Origin of the sequence: Sphingomonas sp. S-NIH.Pt3_0716 (assembly GCF_003950715.1) — a bacterium.
GTDB classification, from domain to species: Bacteria; Pseudomonadota; Alphaproteobacteria; order Sphingomonadales; family Sphingomonadaceae; genus Sphingobium; species Sphingobium yanoikuyae_A.
In genome coordinates this window covers 46,783-68,060 of record NZ_QLJK01000017.1, presented here as the reverse complement: position 1 = coordinate 68,060, position 21,278 = coordinate 46,783, and the positions used below count along the sequence as shown (strand labels likewise).

The following is a 21,278-nucleotide window of genomic DNA, read 5'->3' as shown; positions in this document are numbered from 1 at the left end:
TGTCGGCTGCGACCCGGCATGAACCGGGCCGCAGCCGATCGGGATTATGCGCGACGCGTGCCGGTGAAGGGCGCGGCACCAAAGGCGCCGAGCTGCATCGTGCCGGTCAGGCTTTCGCCGGTGATTTCGGCTTCGCATTCCAGCGTCATCGGCATGGGGATGGTCATTTCCATCTTCCAGCTCAGCTTGTTGCCGGCAACCACGCCATCCTTGACGTCGAGCGAGCCCATCATGCCGGCAAAGGTGCCGTTGAAACGGTCGCCCGTGCTGATCACGGTGAACACGCCGGTCTGTTCGCCCAGCGGGGTCTTAGCCACGCAATCATAGGCACCATCCACTGCAGCCATCTCACTTCTCCTTTACGTTAGCGTCAATCAGCCAATGTGCCCATTTCCACCGGCAGGCCGACCGCGTCAAGCTGGGGCTTCACCAATTTCGCATCGCCGACCACGACCCAGATCAGCCGATCGGGGTTGATCGCCTCGCGCGCGGCCTGATCCATCTGCGCCGCGGTGATGGCGCGATAGGTTGCCGGCAGGGTGGCGTAATAGTCGTCAGGCCGGCCGAGCAGATTGTTGCGCATCATCGCCGAGAGCAGGTCGGACGAGGTTTCGAAGCTGCCGGGCAGCGACAGGATCTGGCCGTTGATCGTCTGGTCGCGCTCCGCCTGGGTCGTGCCCTTGCTGGTCAGGAAATCCTTGATGTCCTGGCGCGCGGCGATGATCGATTCGCCGGTCTTGTCGGTCTGGACCGGGGCATAGACCAGCAGCGGGATGGTTTCCTTGACGCCGGGCATGCCGGTCCCCGCGCCATAGGCCCAGCCCTTCGCCTCCCGCAGGTCCATGGTCAGGCGCGAGGTCGTGCTGCCGCCCAACACCTCGTTCGCGGTGATGAGGGTGACCGGATTGTCGGTGCCCGACTTGTTGGTGAGCTGGCCGGCGAGGATCATCGACTGCGGGCTTTGCGGCTTGTCGATGAGGACGATGCGCGACGGACGCATCATGCGGTCCATGCGGAACAGCTTGGCGCCCTTGGCAATGGCCGGCGCCTTCCAGTCGCCGAAGCGCTTTTCGAGCAGCGGCAGCAGTTCGGCCAGCGTCGTGTCGCCGGTGGCGAAGATGGTCGCATTGTCCGGGCGCATCCATGTGTCATGGAAGGCGACCAGATCGGCGCGCGTCACCGCCTTGACGCCGCTTTCGGTGCCCGAGCCGGTGAAGGGAATGCCATAGGGATGGGCCTGGCCATAGAGCATCGGCGGCAGCATGCGCTGGGCGATGGCCATGGGCTGGGTCTTTTCCGCGGCGATGCGGGTCAGCATCTGGCTGCGCAACCGCTCCACTTCCTTGGGATCGAAGGCCGGGTTGCGGATGATGTCGGCGAGCAGGCCGAGCGAGGCGTCGAGATTGGGCTTGAGCGCATAGAGGCCGACATTGGTGGCATCCATGCTGTTGGCCGCGCTGATGCCGGCGCCCAGACGTTCCTGCTCCTCCGAAATCTGCACCGAGTTGCGGCTGGTGGTGCCTTCGTCGAGCAGGGCGGTGGTGAGCGCGGCGGTGCCGAGCTTCTGCCGGTTGTCGGCGGCATTGCCCGCATCGAAGGCGACCGAGACCTTCACCACCGGCACGGTGGCGCGGCGCGAGAAGACGACCGACACGCCGTTGGACAGCTTCGCGCGCTCGACCGGCGGGAAGACCAGATCCTTGACCGGCTCGATCGGCGGTTCGGCCACCTTGGTCGGCGGCGGCGGCGTGCCGGCCTTGGGCGCGGGGCCATTGGGATCGCGGAAATGCGCGGGATGCATGGTGGCGCTGCCCGAGGGCGCATTGCCGGCGAGCGCATTATCCTCGGCCGAGCGTTCGCCCGGCGACACGGTCAGGCGGAAGACCGGGCGGCCCAGCCATTTGCGCGCGGCGGCCGAGACGCTGGCGGGCGTCGCGGCGGCATAGATGGCGAGATCTTTCTTATATTTGCCGGGATCATTGGAATAGACCGCGCCTTCGGCCAGGGTCACCGCCTTGCCGGAGAAGCCGCCGACCTTTTCGAGACCACCGATCGTGCCGGAGAGCTGCTGGGTCGCGGCGCGCAGCACCTCGTCCGCGCTCGGCCCCTTGGCGAGATAGTCGGCGAGCAGCGCATCGAGCCGCTTGCCCACGGCGACCGGATCCTGGCCCGGCTTCACGTCGACGGTGATTTCGACCATCGACAACTTCTCGAACGGCTGGATGCTGGCCTTGACCGCGACCGCCACCTTCTCGTCGCGGACCAGGATATTGTCGAGGCGCGAGGAGCCGAGGCCACCGAACACCGAGAGGGCAAGGTCGAGCTGCTGCAGGTCGGGCGAATTGACGCCGGGGACGATCCAGTTGCGGTAGAGGCGGGTGGCAGCGACATTGTCGTGCATCACCTTTTCCACATCCTTGTCGAGCGTCGGCACGGTTGCATCAACATCCTGCGGCGCCGGGCCGGAGGCGATGTTGCCGAACCATTTTTCGACCTTCGCCCTGGCGGTCGGCACGTCGATGTCGCCGGCCAGCACCAGCGTGGCATTGTTGGGGCCGTAGTGAGTCTTGAACCAGCTCTGGACGTCGGCCAGGCTGGCCGCGTTCAGATCCGCCATCGAGCCGATGGTCGAGTGGCGATAGGGATGGCCTTCGGGCAGCATGCCGGCGAGCTGGGCATATTCGACCAGGCCATAGGGCTCGTTCTCGCCCATACGCTTTTCATTCTGGACGACGCCGCGCTGGGCATCGAGCTTGGTCTGGGTCACGGCGCCGAGCAGATGGCCCATGCGGTCGGATTCCAGGAACAGCGCGCGATCGAGCGCGCCGGTCGGCACCGTTTCGAAATAATTGGTGCGGTCGAACCAGGTCGTGCCGTTCCAGTCGGTGGCGCCGATATCTTCCAGACGGCCGAAGAAGGGACCGTCGGCATTTTCCGAGCCGTAGAACATCAGATGTTCGAACAGATGGGCAAAGCCGGTCTTGCCGGCGGGCTCGAAGCGCGAACCGACATGGTACCAGACCGAGACGGCGACGATCGGCGCCTTGCGATCGGTATGGACGATGACCCGCAGACCGTTGGGCAGGCGAAATTCCTGATAGGGGATGTCCACCGCCGAAACGAGGCTGGAGAGCGGCGCGGGCGCGGCGGCTGCGGTGGCCGGCGCGGCCTGCGCGGCGGAACCAAGCGGCGCGAGCGCAAGCGCGGACAGGCCGAGCATCAGGGGAAGCCGGCGGGACATGCGGGTAAGGATCATGAAGGCCTCTAGGACAGGAGGGCAGTCGATGCGGCCGGAACGAACTCCGCCGCGATGGCGCGCAGCATAGCGGGGCGTGATAGCGGCGCAATACGCATGATATCGACAAGCGGAGGCTGGACAGCGACGGGGCGCAGCGGCAAGTCTGCACGCCATCATCCATAGAGACGGAAAGTCCCCGATCCCATGAAACGCCTGGCCCTGCTGGCCGCCACCGCCGCCCTTGTGCTGCCCGCCGCCCTGCCTGCCCAGACCACTGCCCCAGCGGCATCGGACACCCCGACCTTTTCGGCCGCAGCGGTGCGCGCCCATGTCGAATTCCTGGCCGACGATCTGCTGAAGGGCCGAGACACCGGCAGCGAAGGCCATGAAATTGCCGCCCGCTATGTCGCCAGCCAGTTCGATGGCCTCGGCCTCAAGCCCGCCGGCGACAATGGAAGCTGGCTGCAGCGCATCGGCTTCCAGAAGACCGAGCGCGCCAAGACGCCGGGCACGCTGACCGTCACCGGCCCGGCCGGCAGCAAGCGCTTCACCCATGCCGGCGATGTCCTCATCGGCATGAACGCGGCCGAGCCCAAGCTGGACGTGTCGGCGCCGCTGGTGTTCGTGGGCTATGGCCTGGAAAATGCGCGGCTCGGCCTCAACGACTATGCCGGACTGGACGTGAAGGGGAAGATCGTCGTCACCCTGCGCGGCTATCCCAAGGGATTGCCTAGCGAGGAAGGCGCGCACCTGTCCGCCACCAAGGGCAAGATTGCCGAGGCGCATGGCGCGATCGGCATGCTCTCGATCGGCACCCTCCAGTCGATGAAGGCCCGCCCCTGGAACCGCATGGTCCAGTTCGCCGATGAGCCCGACTTCACCTGGGTCTCGCCCGAGGGCGTGCCGTTCGACGCCGCCCCCGGCATCCGGGTCGGCGCCAGCCTGGACGATGCCGCGGCGCAGGCCGTGTTCGCCGGCGCGCCGACCAGCATCGCGGCGATCCGCAAGCAAGCCGACAAGGCGGGCGGCAAGCCCAAGGGCTTTGCGCTCAAGTCGACTGCCCAGATCCAGGTCGAAAGCGTCAGCGAGCGGGTGACCAGCCCCAATGTCGTCGCCATCCTGCCCGGCAGCGACCCCAAGCTTAGGCAAGAATATGTCGTCCTGTCGGCGCATCTCGACCATATCGGCATCAGCCCCGCCAAGCCGGGCGACAAGCCCGACACCGACCGCATCAACAATGGCGCGCTGGACAATGGCGCCGGTATCGCGACCATGCTGGAAGTGGCGCGCGCGATGGCCCAGTCGCCCAACAAGCCGCGCCGATCGATCGTCTTCCTGGCCTCCACCGGCGAGGAGAAGGGCCTGCTGGGCGCGGACTATTATGCCCGCCATCCCACCGTGCCGGGCAAGCAGATCGTCGGCAATGTCGACCTCGACATGCCGCTGCTGCTCTATCCCTTCACCGACGTGATCGCGTTCGGCGCCGACCATTCGACGCTGGGGCCGATCGTCGCCAAGGCGGTTGCGCCGATGGGGATCAAACTGGCCGCCGATCCGATGCCGCAGGAAACCATCTTCGTGCGGTCGGACCATTATATGTTCGTGAAGCAGGGCGTGCCTGCGGTCTTCCTGGCGACCGGCTATGCCAATGGCGGCGAGAAGGCCTGGGGCGAATTTCTGAGCGGCGCCTATCACCATCCCGGTGACGACATGACGCAGAAGATCGACTGGGACGCGGGCGCCCGCTTTGCCGAGGCAAATTATCGCATTGCACGGGTTATGACCGATAGCGACACCCCGCCCCAATGGTACAAGGCGGACTTCTTCGGCGATCTGTTCGCACCGGAGGCGGCCAAGGCGCCCAAGCAGTAAGATAAATATGCACGGGGCGCGGATTTTTTGCCCGCGCCCCTTGTGTGTCATTTTTGCAACATTACATCGCCAGCAATGCCTTGAAGGGGATGCTAATGAACCTCGAAAAATTCACCGACCGCGCCAAGGGTTTCCTCCAGTCGGCGCAGACCGTTGCGATCCGCATGAACCACCAGCGGATCAGCCCCGAACATCTGTTGAAGGCGCTGCTGGAAGATGAGCAGGGCATGGCGTCCGGCCTGATCAAGGCGGCGGGCGGCGATGCCGCGACCGCGCTGCGCGAGACCGATGCCGCGCTGGCCAAGGTGCCGGCGGTATCGGGCAGCGGCGCGCAGCAGACGCCGGGCCTCGACAATGATGCCGTGCGCGTGCTCGATTCCGCCGAGCAGGTGGCGCAGAAGGCGGGCGACAGCTTCGTCACGGTCGAACGGCTGCTGCTGGCGCTGACGCTGGCGACCACCACGACGGCGGGCAAGGCGTTGGCGACCGCCGGCGTGCGCGCCGAGGCGCTGAACGGCGCGATCAACCAGTTGCGCGGCGGCCGCACCGCCGATACGGCGGGCGCCGAAGACCGTTATGATGCGCTGAAGAAGTTCGCGCGCGACCTGACCGATGCGGCCAAGGCGGGCAAGCTCGACCCCGTGATCGGCCGCGACGAGGAAATTCGCCGCACCATCCAGATCCTGGCGCGCCGCACCAAGAACAACCCGGTGCTGATCGGCGAGCCGGGCGTCGGCAAGACCGCGATCGCGGAAGGGCTGGCGCTGCGCATCGCCCATGGCGACGTGCCCGATACGCTCAAGGACCGCACCTTGATGGCGCTCGACATGGGCAGCCTGATCGCCGGCGCCAAATATCGCGGCGAGTTCGAGGAGCGCCTCAAGGGCGTGCTCGACGAGGTGAAGGGCGCGGACGGCCAGATCATCCTGTTCATCGACGAGATGCACACGCTGATCGGCGCGGGCAAATCCGAGGGCGCGATGGATGCCGGCAATCTGCTGAAGCCGGCGCTGGCGCGCGGCGAGCTGCACTGCATCGGCGCGACAACGCTCGACGAGTATCGCAAATATGTCGAGAAGGACCCGGCATTGCAGCGGCGGTTCCAGCCGGTGTTCGTCGGCGAGCCGACGGTCGAGGACACGATTTCGATCCTGCGCGGCATCAAGGACAAATATGAGGCGCATCATGGCGTGCGCATCGCCGACGGCGCGATCGTGGCGGCGGCGACCCTGTCCAACCGCTATATCACCGACCGTTTCCTGCCCGACAAGGCGATCGACCTGATGGACGAGGCCGCGAGCCGCATCCGCATGGAGGTGGAGAGCAAGCCCGAGGAAATCGAGAATCTCGACCGCCGGATCATGCAGCTGCAGATCGAGCGCGAGGCGCTGAAGAAGGAAAGCGACCAGGCGTCGAAGGACCGGCTGGCCAATCTGGAGACCGACCTCGCCAATCTGGAGCAGCAGTCGGCCGAGCTGACGACGCGCTGGCAGGCGGAGAAGGACAAGATCGCCAGCGAGGCCAAGCTGAAGGAGCAGCTCGACGCGGCGCGGCTCCAGCTGGAACAGGCGCAGCGCGGCGGCGACTATGGCAAGGCCGGCGAGCTGCAATATGGCACCATCCCGCAGCTGGAAAAGCAGTTGGCCGAGGCCCAGGGCGCGTCCAAGGGCGCGATGCTGCGCGAGGAAGTGACGGCCGAGGATATTGCCAGCGTCGTGTCGCGCTGGACCGGCATTCCCGTCGACCGGATGATGGAAGGCGAGCGCGAGAAGCTGCTGGCGATGGAAGCCGAGCTGGGCAAGCGGGTGATCGGCCAGGCCGATGCCGTGCGCGCGGTCGCAACCGCCGTGCGCCGCAGCCGGGCGGGTCTGCAGGATCCGAACCGACCGCTGGGCAGCTTCCTGTTCCTTGGCCCCACGGGCGTCGGCAAGACCGAGCTGACCAAGGCGCTGGCCGGTTTCCTGTTCGACGACGAGAGCGCGATGGTGCGCATCGACATGAGCGAGTTCATGGAGAAGCACAGCGTTGCCCGGCTGATCGGCGCGCCTCCGGGCTATGTCGGTTATGAGGAAGGCGGCGTGCTGACCGAAGCAGTGCGGCGCCGGCCCTATCAGGTCGTGCTGTTCGACGAGGTCGAGAAGGCGCATGGCGACGTGTTCAACGTGCTGCTGCAGGTGCTGGACGATGGCCGCCTGACCGATGGCCAGGGCCGCACCGTCGACTTCACCAACACGATCATCGTGCTGACGTCGAACCTGGGCAGCCAATATATCGCCGCCCAGCCCGACGACGAGCCGGTCGAGAAGGTCGAGGACCAGGTGATGGAGATGGTGCGCAGCCATTTCCGCCCCGAATTCCTCAACCGTCTGGACGAGATCATCCTGTTCCATCGTCTGGGGGCCGGCCATATGGCGCCGATCGTCGATATCCAGGTGGCGCGGGTGCAGAAGCTGCTGAAGGACCGCAAGGTGGTGCTGGACCTGACCGACGGTGCGCGCGCCTGGCTGGGCCGGGTCGGCTATGATCCGGTCTATGGCGCGCGACCATTGAAGCGGGCGGTGCAGCGTTACCTGCAGGATCCGCTGGCCGACCTGATCCTGCGCGGCGAAGTGCCGGACGGATCGACGGTGACGGTGGAAGATGGCGACGGCGCGCTGAAGCTCAGCGTCGCATGACGACAAAGGAGGCGGATTTCGCGCTGGCCGATGGGATCGACATCGACCGGCTGCGATCCGACTATCAGCGCGACGGGCATGCCCGCATCGGTCCCTTCCTGACCGATGCGGCGGCCCGCGCGCTGGCCGCGCATCTGGACGCACGCGAGGATTGGCGGATCATCCTCAATTCGGACGAGAAATTGTTCGAGATCGATCGCCCGACAGCGCAATCGATGACGCCGCAGCAATGGGGCGCCCTGAACCAGGCGGTGCATGAAGCGGCCCGGCATGGCTTCCAGTTCCGCTATGGCAGCATTCGCGTGCCTGACGAGGAGCAGGCGCGTCGGCAGTCGCCACATCTGCTCGATGCGTTCGTCCGCTTCATGGCGGGGCCGGAAGTGCTGGCGCTGGTCCGGGCGATCACCGGCAGCGAGGCGATCGGCTTCGCCGACGGGCAGGCGACCCGCTATGTCAGTGGCGATTTCCTGACCGGCCATGATGATGGGGTCGCGGAGAAGAACCGGCATGCCGCCTATGTCTTTGGCCTGACCGAGGGATGGCGGACCGAATGGGGCGGCTTGCTGATGTTCCATGGTGCCGATGGCGGCTTTTCCGGCCGGGTTCCGGCCTTCAACAGGCTCGATCTGTTCCGCGTGCCGCAATTGCACAGCGTCAGCTATGTCGCGCCTTCGGCGGGTGCGGCCCGGACGTCGGTGACCGGCTGGTTCCGGTCGGCGATGGGGTGAAGACGGCGACGGCGCACGGAGACCCAGTGTCGGCTAAGTCAGGCGCGCCGCGCGCCAGTTGGTCCTGAAAGGAGGGCGGCCCCGCAAGGGAGGGCCGCCCTTTTATATTATCTGGCTTAGAAGCTTGCCTTCGCGCCGATGCGGAAGGAGCGACCCAGGATCGCCGACTCGCCAACCACCGGGTTGTAGAGATAGGCGCCATAGGTGGTCGCATCGATCGGCGGCTTGTTGTTGAAGACGTTCATGACGTTGGCATAAAGCTCGAACTGGTCGTTGACCTTGATCGTGCCCGTCATGTCGACGCTGATGAACGACTTCACGCGACAACCCTGATAGGCTTCACCATCATAGTTGGTGGGCACCAGGCTGCAGTCGCCGGCAACGCCACCCTGATCCTCGGCCGAATAATCATAGCCATCGGTGTAATAGGCGGTCGCGCTGAGCGAAGCCTTGCCGAAGTCCAGCGTATTCTGCCAGCTACCACGCCACTGCTGCGTGCCCGAACCGGCCGTCAGGTTGAAGTTGCCGAGCGTGTCGACATAATGTTCAACCGTCCCGTCGGGATATTCGGTGTTCAGCTTGATGACATAGGTCGCATCGATCGAGGTCGAGAAGGTGATGTTGTCGCTCAGGCGGAACTTGCCCATCGCGTTGAAATCGATACCCGACGTCTTGATCGTGTTGGCGTTGATGAAGCTGCCCTGCACGAAGGCGATACGGCGCTGCGAACCGGTATGTTCCTGATCGACTTCGTCCGGGATCACCGTCACGCCATCATAGGAGGTTTCCCCGGTGGCGTAATAGTTGGCGATCGCGTTCGAGAAGTTCACCGAGGTGATCGCGCCGGTCTTCTTGATATTATAATAGTCGACGCTGAACGACACATTGTTGAGCGGCTGGAAGGTCGCACCAAGCGTGATGTTACGCGACTTTTCCGCCTTCAGGTTCGGGTTTCCTACCGTCGTCTGACCGATCGAATAGTTGGTCAGATAGGTGTTGGGACCGGTGCCGGCCGCGTTCAGATGCTGGTCGATGAATTCCTGCGGCATCGAACCGATCGACTGGGTGACATAGCCGGTGGTCGGCAGGGCGCCCATTTCCGCGAAGCTGGGGATGCGGAAACCCTTCGAGAAGGTGCCACGGAACATCAGTTCGCGGATCGGCTTGAACTTCGCGCCGAACTTGGGCGAGAAATTGTCCTGGCCGGTCGAATAATGGTCGTAGCGACCCGCCGCCGTCAGTTCGAGCTGCTCGACAATCGGTGCGCCCAGTTCGAAATAGGCGGATTCGACATCGCGATGGCCCTTGGCGCCGAAGGCGTTCAGGCGAAAATAGCGCTCCGTCTGACCATCATAGTCGGGGTTGCCGCTGGGATTGTTGAGCGATTCATAGCGGGCGGCGATGCCGACCGCGACCTGCAGCGGACCACCCGGCAGGTCGAACACGTCCTTCAAAATGCTGGCCGTGCCCTGATAAAGCTGGGTCTTGCTGTGGTTGATCTGGGTCGGGGTCAGATAGTCGAGCGTCTCCTGCGAGGTCGCCGACGGGTTCATGAAATTATACGAACCGTCCGCGATCACATCGAGCAGATGCTGGATATAGACATAGCCCTTGGCCGTGGTCTTCAGCTTCGAGACCATGGCGGTGCCATCGACCTGATAATGCCAGTCGTTGCCGAAATCGCCCTTGATTCCGGCAGCGGCGCGGAAGACCTGGCTGACCGATTCATTATATTCGGTGCTGGTCGGCAGGCGGCCGATGATGGCGGCTTCCTGGCCCTGGGCGGCATAGGGGTTGTTCGGGTTCAGCGTGCCGTTGCTGGCGTCGCAGCTGGCGGTGCCGCGGGCGCAGACATAGACCGGCAGGCGCAGCAGGCCGGCGCCGGTCGAGGTCGAATAGGCCGAATAGTCGATACCGGCCGGCGCATTGGCGCGGATGATCGAGGCAAGGCCGGTATAGGAGGACTTGCTGTTCTCATAGTTGAGTTCGAGATAGGCTTCGCCACTCTCCCCGACGATCTTGGTGAAGCGGCCGGAAATGCCCCAGCGCTGCTGTTCCGGCAGAACCTGGCTGTAGTCGTGGGTGATGTCCTGCTGGCAAACGGTATGCGGCGCAGTTGCATTGGCCGCATATTCCGCGTCGGTCAGCGTGTAGGGGTTGAGGCTGCCACAGCCGGCAGCGGCGTTCAGCAGCTCGTAACGGCCAGCACCGGCGCCGGTAGCGGCATCGAACGGACGGACCATGAAGACATTGGTCGCGGTCGACAGGCCGGTGAAGCCGATGCTGGGGTCGACGCCATTGGCCATGTTGTTGGGACCGCAGACGCCGTCATGACAGATGCCCGACAGGTCGTCGCTGTTATAGGGATAGCCCAGGTCCTTGTTATAGACCGCAGCGCTCTTGAGATAATGGGCGCTGACATAGGCATTGAAGCCCTGCTCGGCGAGGTCGCCATAGCCATAGGTGGCCGACAGACGCTGGTTGGCGCCATAGCCCTTTTCGGCGACACCGGCTTCGGCCTGAAGGTGCAGGCCCTTCACTTCGCGCTTGGTGATGATGTTGACCACGCCGGCAACCGCGTCGGCGCCATAGGTGGCGGACGCGCCGTCCTTCACCACTTCGACCCGATCGACGATGGCGTCGGGGATGGTGTTGAGATCGACGAAGTTGCGCGTGCCGTCATCGGCCAGCGGATAATAAGCGGCGCGCAGGCCGTCGAACAGCACCAGCGTCGAGGAGGTCGACAGGCCGCGCAGCGAGACCGCCGAGGCACCACCGGCAAAGGCGCCATTGGCCGAGAAGCCGTTGGTCAGTGCCGGGCCGTTATTGGCCGACAGATTCTGGATACCCTGCTGGACCGTGGTGATGCCGCGGATCGCCAGATCTTCCGACGACACGGTGGTGATCGGCGAAATGGTTTCCTTGTCGATGCGGCGCAGCAGCGAGCCGGTCACGACGATCGTGTCGTTCGCGCCGTCATCGGCCTGGGGCGCATTATCCTGAGCATTGAGGGGCGCCTGGAACAGCGCGGTGGCGAGAATGACGGGCGCGACTCCGGCCCGCAAGAATGCGGCAATCGATGCGTTCTTCAAATTTCCAGTCCCTTATCTGGAGCGGCAGATTTGTCTGCCTGCTGTGACCAGTGCGACCCTGCGGAACCACAAGGCGGGGCATGGGTGCGCCCCATGGAACCGGCTGTAAACCCGGTTGCGTTACGAAACGTTACGATTTTTACAAATGTGAAACATTCCAGCAACACCATTACGGTATTGAAACCAAATCATATTCTGCTGAAATCGTCCGATGGAATTCGCCAGAAACCCCGCAATCATGGGGCCTTTCAAGCCGAATTCGTGCATGCATCAAAGGGCAAATGAAAAGAGCGCGTAATTATATTACGCGCGCTTTGTTTCTCAAAATTCCGATCGCACTTTGCCGCTGCGAGAGCGCGGAATGAACTTGGGCGCCTTATGAAGGCGCCCATCTGGCCTTAATCACCGCCCGCGCCATTGGGATCGAAGCCCTGCCGCGTGCGCCCCTGAATATCCTCCGCATCGCGGCTACCGGCGGCGTCAATCTGGCTCCACTCGGCATTGGTGTGACAGATACGACGCTTCTTCACCAAGGAACCGGTTTCGACCTGGCTTACGCATCGGACATAATTGGGATCTTTTCGATCCAGCTTGGCGCCGGTCGAACCCGTTGCAGCCGTCTGTGCCAACAACGGCGTCGGCAACAAGACACTCCCCATCGCGAGAACATATTGCAGCCGATTCATGACTGAGCCTCCCTAAACAAATCGCCTTATGATATGCCCTGTTTCCATATCCCAGTAAATGGATGAGCATTCAGCAACAAGGTTGACATGACCGTCGGGTTTCAAAATAGCGCCTCCCCTACCGCTCCGTTGCAGCGCAATGCCATGCAGTTGATGATGGCCGGCCAGATCCGTCCCGCTATCCAGGCCTTTCGGGACCTGATTGCTGCTCGGCCCGCGCCGATGGCCGACGACTGGTACAATCTTGCCTATTTGCTCCGCTGTGACCGACAGTTTGAAGCCGCGCTGAAACATTATGATCAGGCTCTGGCGCTCGGCATTCCGCAGCCAGAAGACGTCTATCTCAATCAGGCCGCGATCCTGTCGGAACATCTGCACCGGCAGGACGCCGCCGTGGATGCCCTGGCAAGCGCTTTGAAATGCAATAGCCATTTTGTGCCAGCCTGGTTCAATCTCGCGACCATCCACGAGGATCGGGGACAGGCGCAGGAAGCCCGTGCGGCCTATCGTCATATCCTGGACCTCTATCCTGTCAACGGCCGCGCCCATGCGCGTTTGACCGCGATCGACCTGTATCATGATCAGGCCGTCGACGCCTTGAATCGCCTAACCCATGTGATGGCTCAATCCGGTCTGCATGCCGAAGACCGAGCAGAGTTGCACTTCGCGAGCGGGCTCGCGCTGGACGCGTCACAGCAATTTGACGAAGCCTTTGCGCATTTTCAGCAGGGCAACCAGCTTGCGCGCCAGTTGATCGACCCCGCGCTGGCTTATGACCGCGCTGCAATGGACCGGATGGTCGATGCGCTGATCGCGCATGTGCCCGAACATTCCGGCGCACGGCAAATGGAAGACGTGGAAGATCGGAACGCGCCGATCTTCATCTGCGGATTGTTCCGATCCGGTTCAACGCTGGCGGAAAGACTGATCGGGCGTCATTCGCGCGTCACCGCGGGCGGTGAACATGAAAGCATTCCGGCGATCGCCGGCGGCCTGCCCTCGCCTGCAACCTTGTCATCGAGCCAGATTGTGCAACTGCGCAATCAGTATCTCAATGAAATTGGCGCGGCATTCCCGGATGCGTCACTGATCACCGACAAGCGCCCGGACAATTTTCTGCATATAGGCCTGATCAAGCAGCTCTTCCCCGATGCAAAGATCATTCATACGCGACGCAACCTGCTGGACAATATCCTGTCCATCTACTTCCTCTATTTTGCCGACGGCATCAGCTACGGCTTCGATCTGGACGACATTGTCCATTATGTTCGATGCTATGATCGCCTGATGCAGCATTGGCGTTCGCTCTATGGCGAGGATATCATCGATCTCGACTATGACGCGCTTGTCCAGGATCCCGAAATGGTGATGCGCGCAGTGCTGAGCGCGCTCGATCTGCCTTGGGAAGAGGACTGCGCCCGCACCAGCAATGACAATGCAGCGGTCAAGACCGCGAGCAGCTGGCATGTCCGCAAGCCGCTCAATGACCGATCCTCTGGTCGATGGCGCAACTATGCCCGCCAGATGGACGACGTCCGCCGCGCATTAGGAGACGCGATCGAGGCCTAGCGTAGATGCCGATCCCGCCTGCTTGGAAACGCTCTAGCCCGCTGTGCCGGTGATCTCGAACATCCGGCTGAGCAATGCCTGTTCCGCGGGACTAAGGTGCGGATTCCAGACGTCGAAGATCAGGACCACGCGTGGCTTTTCGCTGCGATTCCAGGCTTCATGCTCGATCGTGTCATCGAAGGCAAAGGCTTCGCCTTCCTTCCATTGACGGGTTTCTCCACCGACGCGAAACGCGCAACCATCGGGTACGATCAGCGGCAGGTGGATGATCGCACGACTATTCGTCACCCCCGTATGGGGCGGGATATGGGCACCGGGGCGCAGCAGCGAGAAAAAGGCGGAAGGTGCCTTTCCCGGAATATGGCTTTGCGGAACCGCTTCCAGCGCCTTTGCCGTTTCAGGGCAGAGATCGCACACCGCATCGTTACGGACACCATATTCCCACAGGAAGCAGGCCGTCCAATCCAGCGAACCGTCCAGCGTCGACCATTTGGTTTCCGGGCCGCCCTTTTCCATGCGTACATAGGGGCGAATAAGGTCATTATTGCCATATAGAATGGCTTCCGCCTCAGCCCGTATCGCATCGGCACGCGCCTCCAATTGTGCGAACCAGGGGAAATGCGCCCGATCGAAAAATTCATCGGCAGGCAGAAACGGATAATGAATGCCGGCACAGACATTGGGATAAATGCGCCGTCGCCCAAGGCTATGATCCACACAAGCGCGGAAACGCCGCGCCTGTGGCCCCAGCATGTCGATCTGATCGGCCAGTGCTTCATCGATCGTGGCGGCAAGCGTCGCATTATGCCCGGCCAGAAACGCCTTGGCCTGAGCCAGCATGTTGCGCACCGCCGGCGGCGGATTTTCGATCCCTTCGAGCAACTGCGCAACATGGCTCCAGCCTTGCGCGGCTTGTGCCATATGGCCGTTACGCTGATGCAGTTCCGCCATACGATATTGCGCCATGACATGGCGGCGATCGATCGCCAGCGCGCCTTCAAGGCTGCGCCGTTCGCCATCGACGTCCTGCGCACCACGATGCGCCGTCGCCAGATTCATCCACAGCGCCGGCTCATTGGGATCAGCCGCAATGGCCGCCTGAAAGAAGTGACATGCCGCTTTCCAGTCACGCTGTCCCAACGCCTGCATACCGCGCGCATTCGCAACCAGTGGATTGCCAGGCACGAGAGCATCGGCGCGCGCAAGCAGGGCAGCTTCTTCCTCCGGCCGCCCATTGGCACGCGCCTGCTGCGCTGCGGCCAGGAAACGCTGCATATCTTCTTGTGCTTGCACGCTCATTCCAATGTCATGACGGTTGAATCCGCAGCCCAAAGGCATATGCCTCAGCTATGACACAAGATTTCCGACAACAGAACCCCAGTGCCGAATGGCTGGCCCATCGCTATGATCCCACGCATGACGCGATCCAGTTTCACGTCATCGACCGCGAGGTGCGCCGATCCACGCCCTTCCTGACAGATGACTGCCTTGCGCCCAAGCATCCCCCGCTGGTGATCAAACGGAGCGATCTTACCGTCAACCCAAGCCCGATCCACTTCATATTCCATTCGGCCTATTGCTGCTCGACCTTGCTGGCGAGCGCCTTCGACCTGCCGGGATCGGCCATGTCCCTGAAGGAGCCCGTCCTGCTCAACGATCTGGTCGGATGGCGGCAGCGCGGTGCGGCGCCTGATGCCGTAAGCCAAGTCCTCGACAGCGGCCTGTCCGTCCTGGCAAGGCCGTTCCAGACGGGAGAGGCGACCGTCATCAAGCCGTCCAACGTCGTCAATGGACTGGCGACGGCCATGATGAGCTTGCGGCCTCAGGCCAAGGCGATCCTGCTCTACGCCCCACTCGAAGCCTATCTGACATCGATTGCACGCAAGGGGATGACCGGGCGGCTTTGGGTGCGCGAACTTCTGTCGCGGCAATTGGTCGATGGGCTGGTCGAACTGGGCTTCACCCCGCGCGATTATCTGCTGCATACCGACCTTCAAGCTGCCGCCGTCGGCTGGCTGGCGCAGCATCGGTTGTTCACGATCATGGCGGACCGCTGGCCAGACCGGGTCCGGACGCTGGACAGCGAACAGTTGATTGCCGACCCGCTCGCCAGCCTGGATGCGGCCTCCGCCTTTCTGGGAATCGCACCGCCGGCCGATGGCTTTACGCCCGTGATCGAGACGGTCTTCCAGCGCAATGCCAAGGACGGAAGCCCCTTCAAGCCCGGCCAGCGGGAAGGCGACCGACAGCAAGGGCAGCAATTGCATAAGGAAGAAATAGAAAGGGTTGCCCAATGGGCTCAATTGGTCGCCCGCAACGCGGGCTTGCCGGATCAATTGCCGATGCCGTTGCTGGCGAACTGAAGCCAGCCTTCATTCAAATTCCAGGGCCTGCTCCAAAATGAACAGGCACAAAAAAGGGGCGGCCCGCGAAGGCCGCCCCTCTTTTTTTAGCGATGTGCCTTAGAACTTCAGACGCGCGGTCGCAGCGAAGCGACGGCCAACCGCGTCGTAGGTCGACGGGAAGGTGTTGCCGCTGTTGTACGTGGTCGTACCGGCAGCCGAACCGACGAGCGGCGGCTTCTTGTCGAAGATGTTGAATGCCGACATCGTCAGATCAAGGTTATCGGTAATCCCGAAGCGCGTGGTCAGGTCGAAGTAGTTATAGGCGCTGATCTTGTTGAAGTTGTAGCTCTTACCCGCCAGCGGGCTCGGGCCAGTGATCTCGCCATTGAACAGGTTCCGGCTGGCCGTGGTGAAGCCGCGAGCAACATAATCGGAAGCCTGACCTTCATACTTCACGCTGTCGATATAGCGCCACAGGAGCGACAGATCGACCTTGCCGAAGGTGAAGGTGGTACGCTGCGTGAACGAGAACTCCGGCTGGATCGACGCACAGTTGACGCTGAAGTAGCCGACGCAGTCACGGTTGTAGGACGTCGACGATGCACGGAAGGTCGACTTGTTGGTCCAGTTACCGTTGAAGCTCAGAGCGAGCTGCGCGAAGTTCAGATCGGTCTGGTAGTTGACCGACAGATCGATACCGTCGGTGGCCAGGCGACCATTGTTGGTCAGCGGCTGCGGCAGACCCAGGATCGGGTTGGTCGCAGTCGACGTACCGCTCAGACGGCCATTTGCCGGGTTACGACGGATCGACGTACAGGCTTCCGAAGTCGCCGACGCTGCCGTGATGTTATCGAAGCAGGCGCCCATGATGTCCAGCGGCGTGGCTGCGGTGATCGCGTTGCTGACCTTGATGTTGTAATAGTCAACCGACACGGTCAGGCCGCTCACGAAGTTACGCGGCTGCAGAACCATACCAACGGTGAAGGTCTTCGCCGTTTCCGGACGGATGTTCGGGTTGCCACCACCGGTCGCATTGGCCTGATCCGCGCTCGGGGTCTGGATCGCACCAATCGATGCGGCCGGAGCACCCTGCGCAAGGCAGACAGCGCGCAGGTTCGCGTTGGTGGTCGGTGCAGCACCGGCGCACGGGTCGGTCGCAAGGCTGGTCAGACCGGTAACGACCGGTGCGAACAGTTCGCCGATGTTCGGCGCGCGGACGGCGCGCTGATAGTTGCCGCGGAACTTGAGATCATCCACGGGCGCCCAGGTCGCACCAAACTTGTAGGTGGTCGCGTTGAAGCGCGGGCTACCAGCGGTATCGACCTTGTACTTCGAATAGCGGATGCCGCCTTCGACGGTCAGTTCCTGAACGAACGGACGATCCGAAACCAGCGGCGCGATGACTTCGCCGAAGAATTCGTAGACGTCAAAGCCACCGTCCAGCGGCAGAACAGCGCCGCCGGCGCCACCGAGTTCACCCGGGACGAGCGAGAGATTGTCCGGGATACGCTCGGCAGTGTAGTTGCGATATTCCGCACCGGCCGCGAAGGAAACCGGGTTCGACGCCAGCGGCGACGAGAAGCCCATGTCGCCCGACAACACGGCATGCGCCTGCGACAGGCTGGCCTTGTTGGTGATGGTGCTCTGACCGTTCAGGAAGGCAGCCTGATCAGGCGTGATCGAACCGAACAGGTTGAGCGGGACGCAGCCATTGGCCGTGTTGGTGCACGCGGTGGTGCTGGTGGCGTTGAGAGCCTGCTGCACGCGCGAGTTCAGAACATAGCCCGACTGGGTCTGGGTGTTCTGGCTTTCGCCATGCGAACCATAGACTTCGAGGCTCAAGCTATCGTTGATGTGATAGCGCGTGCCGATGTTGATGTCGAAGATCTGGGTTTCATAGCTGCTGATACGCGGACCGATTTCAACGGTACGGCGATAAACAGCCGGCAGCGGCAGAGCAGCATTGTTGTTGCACGCAGCGCCCAGTGCAATGCCCGCTTCCGTACAGATACGGTCACGAATCGCGGTCGGCAGATAGGGGTTGTTACCCGGAATGGTCAGCGAGGTGCCGAAAATGCCCGACGGCGCGATGATCGTGTCGACAGTGTTCTTCGAGAACAGTGCGCGCGAGAAGACTTCTACCTTGTCCGACACTTCGTAGCGGGTCGAACCGTAGATGTTGAAGCGCTTGAACGGCGTCACGAAGATATTGTACGGGTTGAAGTTGAAGCCCTGGTAGAAGGGCACGAGCGACTGACCGTCCGGGCTGACCTGGGTATCTTCGGTCGCGAAGGAAATGCCGGTCGGCGTCGAGGTGAAGGACGAACCCGAAGCGCGGCCCGTCGTCGACGAGATACCGAAGACCGAGATGTCGCGATCGCCCTGATAGATCGGGTCGGCTTCCTGATAGCCCACGGACAGAACGGCGTTACCACGACCATCGTCGAAATTCGCGCCGACCGTGAAGTCCATGTTGAAGCGGTTGCCATCGCCCTGATCGGTGATCTGCTCGCCGATGCTCAGGTCCATGCCCGCGAAATCGCGACGGGTGATGAAGTTGACGACACCCGAAACGGCGTCCGCACCATAGGTGGTCGAAGCACCGCCGGTCAGCACGTCGACGCGCGAAACGAGCGCGGTCGGGATGTTGTTAAGGTCGAACGAACCGCCGAAATCCGCCGGCGTAACGCGCTGACCGTCCAGCAGGACGATGTTGCGGTTACGGCCAAGGCCACGCAGGTTGACATAAGCCGCACCACCGTTGCCGTTGTTGACGTTCTGGCCGATGCTGGGAACCACACCCGGAATATCACGCAGCAGCGCTTCGGCGTTGGTCGTCTGGCGCAGTTGCATTTCGGTTTCGCCAACCGCCGTAACCGGCGACGACGACGTCAGGTTCGGGTTGCGGATCAGCGATCCGGTCACGACGATCGTGTCAGTCGCGGCAGCTTCAGCCGTCTGAGGCGCGTCCTGCGCCGACGCGGCGGTTGCGAACAACGACGCACCGAGGATCGCCGGAGCGGCGCTGGCACGCAGCAGTGCCCTCTTCGAAAATGTCTTCACGTTTCCAGTCCCTTGCTCTGGAGTTGGGCAGTCACCTGCCTTCATGTGCACCTACAAGGGGATATGGTGCCCGACAGCGATCCCCCCGTATGGATTGCGGGAACCTGCGCGGTGCGAAAGCCGCTGTAAAGCGCGCGAAATTGCACATTGCCGCTTTTGAACAGCCCTGTATCAAAAATGCAACAAGGCGAAACATGTGCAATTTTACGGCTGCAAAGCAAGATAATTTCAACCATGGCAGCACGTGCGTAGCAATGCTGCAACTGCAATCCAACTGCTGCCAGTTTGTAATTTTCAGACCTGATTTTGGAAGAGGCGCCCCCTCTATTGACGGTAAATCCGCAGGGTGCATGGTGCCGTCAGATGGCGAGAGATGGACGGAGAATCAAGTATATGAAGGCACATCTTGTGATGATCGGGGCTCTGCCGCTCTGCCTGACCATAAGCGGCGCGCAAGCCGCCCAGCGCCAGCAACCACGCGCCGAAATATTTACCGACCTTTTGAAATGTCGTGAAATCACTGACAATTCAGCACGTCTTGCCTGTTATGACCGACAGGTCGGCGTAATGGACCATGCCGCTGAACGTGACGAGGTTGTGGTACTCGACAAGACCGAACTCAACAAAACCCGGCGTTCACTGTTCGGCTTCACCCTTCCAAAGCTGCCCTTCCTGACCGGAAACAACGACAACCAGGACAAGAAGGAAGCTGAAGAATTCAACCAGATTGAAGCAAAAATCGCTGCCGTGCGAAGCGCAGGCAATGGAACATGGCAGATCACGCTGGAAGATGGCGCGCAGTGGATGACCACCGAAGCCACGACTGGCCGCCAGCCCAAGGCCGGGCAGATGATCGAAATCCACCGGGCGACGATGGGTAGCTTCATGGGGAAGGTTGAAGGCGGTCGTGCCGTGCGGATGAAACGCGTGGGCTGATCCCTATCGCGCCTGCGGCATCGGCCCGGCGAGCAGCAGCGGGTCGATGCGCGCGTCGTTCCATTTCATGCCCCAGTGAAGATGGGGTCCGGTGGCGCGGCCTGTGGCGCCGATCGCGCCGATGCGTTGCCCCTGTGCCACATGGTCACCGGGCTTCACGTCGATCCGCGACAAATGCAGGAAGGCGCTGTTGAGGCCATGGCCATGGTCGATCATCAGCAGATTGCCCTCCAGCGTGAAGGGGTGATCGGCGGCCAGGATCACCACCCCGTCCGCCGGCGCTACTACCGGCTCGCCGGTGGCGCCGGCGACGTCCACGCCGCCATGATAGGCGCCGGGCTGGCCCTGATAGATGCGCTGCGATCCGAACAGGCCGGAAATCCGGCCGAGGCGCGGCCAGATGAAGATCTGGCGCCAGCCCTGTGCGTCCGTCAGCTTGTCGCGCGCAGCGGCGATCTGTTCCAGTTCGGGCTTGCGCAGGGCGAGGAAGGCCTCGCTGCTTTTCGTCGGGCGCAGCGGCGCGTTGATCCGTTCCAACCGCCATTCGCGCGGTGCGACGGTCAGGGCGCGATCGATCACCCGGCCATCCGACAGGCGCGCGCTGAGCTTCGCCGGCGGCGGCGCATCGCGATCGAAGGCGATCAGGAAGCGGCCATCGGCATCGACCGGCACCAGTTGGTCGCCGAAATGGAGCGCGACCGTGCCGGCCGGCGCGGTGCCGAGCAAAGTGCCGCCCTGGATCGCCGCGCCGGACAGGATGAAATCGGGTCCAGCCACCACAGCCGGCGCCGCGCGCAGCATCGCCGGGGCAAGCGGCAGCGCAGCGACCGCCAGCAAAACAGCAGCGCGACGGATCATCCGGCCGGGCGCGCCTTCAGTTCCGCCTCGACCGACAAAGCGGCGCTGGCATAGGGCTCCTGCCGGGCGATCGACCAGTAGCGCAGATCCTCCAGCGGGATGCGCTGGCCGGACACGGCGCACAGCACATGGTCGCCGGCCTGCAGCACGCGAAAGCTGTAAGGCATATAATGCAGCCGGGCCGGACGGTCGCGGTTGGACATCAACATGAATCAG

The 21,278-nt window shown here is 62.7% G+C and carries 16 protein-coding genes; 7 read left to right on the top strand and 9 right to left on the bottom strand.

The window, feature by feature from the left end:
• Positions 1-44 precede the first annotated feature (44 nt).
• Both BRX37_RS14955 and BRX37_RS14950 read right to left on the bottom strand, forming a co-directional pair.
• Positions 45-347, bottom strand: coding sequence for a hypothetical protein (locus tag BRX37_RS14955; protein ID WP_125987930.1), 303 nt, complete (start codon positions 345-347; stop codon positions 45-47).
• A gap of 23 nt (positions 348-370) precedes the next feature.
• Positions 371-3,256: a M16 family metallopeptidase gene (locus tag BRX37_RS14950; protein ID WP_125987928.1), complete on the bottom strand. Its 2,886-nt coding sequence runs from the start codon at positions 3,254-3,256 to the stop codon at positions 371-373.
• Positions 3,257-3,442: 186 nt separating this feature from the next.
• Here BRX37_RS14950 and BRX37_RS14945 point away from each other — a divergent pair, with 186 nt between their 5' ends.
• From BRX37_RS14945 to BRX37_RS14935, 3 genes are all read left to right on the top strand, one after another.
• Entirely contained in the window at positions 3,443-5,110 is a 1,668-nt protein-coding gene (locus BRX37_RS14945) for a M28 family metallopeptidase (RefSeq protein ID WP_125987926.1), read from the top strand.
• A gap of 95 nt (positions 5,111-5,205) precedes the next feature.
• Positions 5,206-7,785 (top strand): ATP-dependent chaperone ClpB, encoded by a 2,580-nt coding sequence (gene clpB, locus BRX37_RS14940; protein ID WP_063976678.1) that lies wholly within the window; start codon positions 5,206-5,208, stop codon positions 7,783-7,785.
• On the top strand, positions 7,782-8,513 hold the full coding sequence (locus BRX37_RS14935; RefSeq protein ID WP_063976677.1) for a 2OG-Fe(II) oxygenase family protein: 732 nt from the start codon (positions 7,782-7,784) through the stop codon (positions 8,511-8,513). Before clpB ends, BRX37_RS14935 begins: the two co-directional genes overlap by 4 nt.
• A 116-nt stretch (positions 8,514-8,629) precedes the next feature.
• Here BRX37_RS14935 and BRX37_RS14930 read toward each other — a convergent pair whose 3' ends face one another.
• Both BRX37_RS14930 and BRX37_RS14925 read right to left on the bottom strand, forming a co-directional pair.
• A complete protein-coding gene (locus tag BRX37_RS14930) occupies positions 8,630-11,578 on the bottom strand; it encodes a TonB-dependent receptor domain-containing protein (protein WP_318276699.1) in 2,949 nt (982 codons plus the stop codon).
• A 425-nt stretch (positions 11,579-12,003) separates the two neighbouring features.
• Positions 12,004-12,291 carry a hypothetical protein gene (locus BRX37_RS14925; protein WP_063976675.1) on the bottom strand — a complete coding sequence of 96 codons (288 nt, stop codon included), beginning with the start codon at positions 12,289-12,291 and terminating at the stop codon, positions 12,004-12,006.
• An 87-nt stretch (positions 12,292-12,378) separates the two neighbouring features.
• On the opposite strand from BRX37_RS14925, the gene BRX37_RS14920 reads away from it, so the two are divergent.
• Positions 12,379-13,860, top strand: coding sequence for a tetratricopeptide repeat-containing sulfotransferase family protein (locus BRX37_RS14920; RefSeq protein WP_063976674.1), 1,482 nt, complete (start codon positions 12,379-12,381; stop codon positions 13,858-13,860).
• A gap of 33 nt (positions 13,861-13,893) precedes the next feature.
• Here BRX37_RS14920 and BRX37_RS27330 read toward each other — a convergent pair whose 3' ends face one another.
• Positions 13,894-14,460, bottom strand: a complete 567-nt coding sequence (locus tag BRX37_RS27330) for an aspartyl/asparaginyl beta-hydroxylase domain-containing protein (RefSeq protein WP_318276698.1) — start codon at positions 14,458-14,460, stop codon at positions 13,894-13,896.
• A gap of 18 nt (positions 14,461-14,478) precedes the next feature.
• On the opposite strand from BRX37_RS27330, the gene BRX37_RS27325 reads away from it, so the two are divergent.
• Entirely contained in the window at positions 14,479-15,213 is a 735-nt protein-coding gene (locus BRX37_RS27325; RefSeq protein WP_313228659.1) for a hypothetical protein, read from the top strand.
• Here BRX37_RS27325 and BRX37_RS27320 read toward each other — a convergent pair.
• A complete protein-coding gene (locus BRX37_RS27320) occupies positions 15,204-15,428 on the bottom strand; it encodes a hypothetical protein (protein WP_318276697.1) in 225 nt (74 codons plus the stop codon). The genes BRX37_RS27325 and BRX37_RS27320 overlap by 10 nt on opposite strands.
• 21 nt (positions 15,429-15,449) lie before the next feature.
• Between BRX37_RS27320 and BRX37_RS14910 the strand changes: the two genes are divergently transcribed.
• A complete protein-coding gene (locus BRX37_RS14910) occupies positions 15,450-16,223 on the top strand; it encodes a hypothetical protein (protein WP_318276696.1) in 774 nt (257 codons plus the stop codon).
• Positions 16,224-16,322: 99 nt separating this feature from the next.
• On the opposite strand, the gene BRX37_RS14905 is transcribed toward BRX37_RS14910, so the two are convergent.
• Positions 16,323-19,268: a TonB-dependent receptor domain-containing protein gene (locus BRX37_RS14905; protein WP_063976671.1), complete on the bottom strand. Its 2,946-nt coding sequence runs from the start codon at positions 19,266-19,268 to the stop codon at positions 16,323-16,325.
• Between the two features lie 393 nt (positions 19,269-19,661).
• Between BRX37_RS14905 and BRX37_RS14900 the strand changes: the two genes are divergently transcribed.
• Positions 19,662-20,204 carry a hypothetical protein gene (locus BRX37_RS14900; RefSeq protein WP_063976670.1) on the top strand — a complete coding sequence of 181 codons (543 nt, stop codon included), beginning with the start codon at positions 19,662-19,664 and terminating at the stop codon, positions 20,202-20,204.
• Positions 20,205-20,207: 3 nt separating this feature from the next.
• On the opposite strand, the gene BRX37_RS14895 is transcribed toward BRX37_RS14900, so the two are convergent.
• Entirely contained in the window at positions 20,208-21,062 is an 855-nt protein-coding gene (locus BRX37_RS14895; RefSeq protein WP_125987920.1) for a M23 family metallopeptidase, read from the bottom strand.
• Positions 21,059-21,271 (bottom strand): DUF2093 domain-containing protein, encoded by a 213-nt coding sequence (locus BRX37_RS14890; protein ID WP_037508030.1) that lies wholly within the window; start codon positions 21,269-21,271, stop codon positions 21,059-21,061. Before BRX37_RS14890 ends, BRX37_RS14895 begins: the two co-directional genes overlap by 4 nt.
• Between the last annotated feature and the right edge of the window lie 7 nt (positions 21,272-21,278).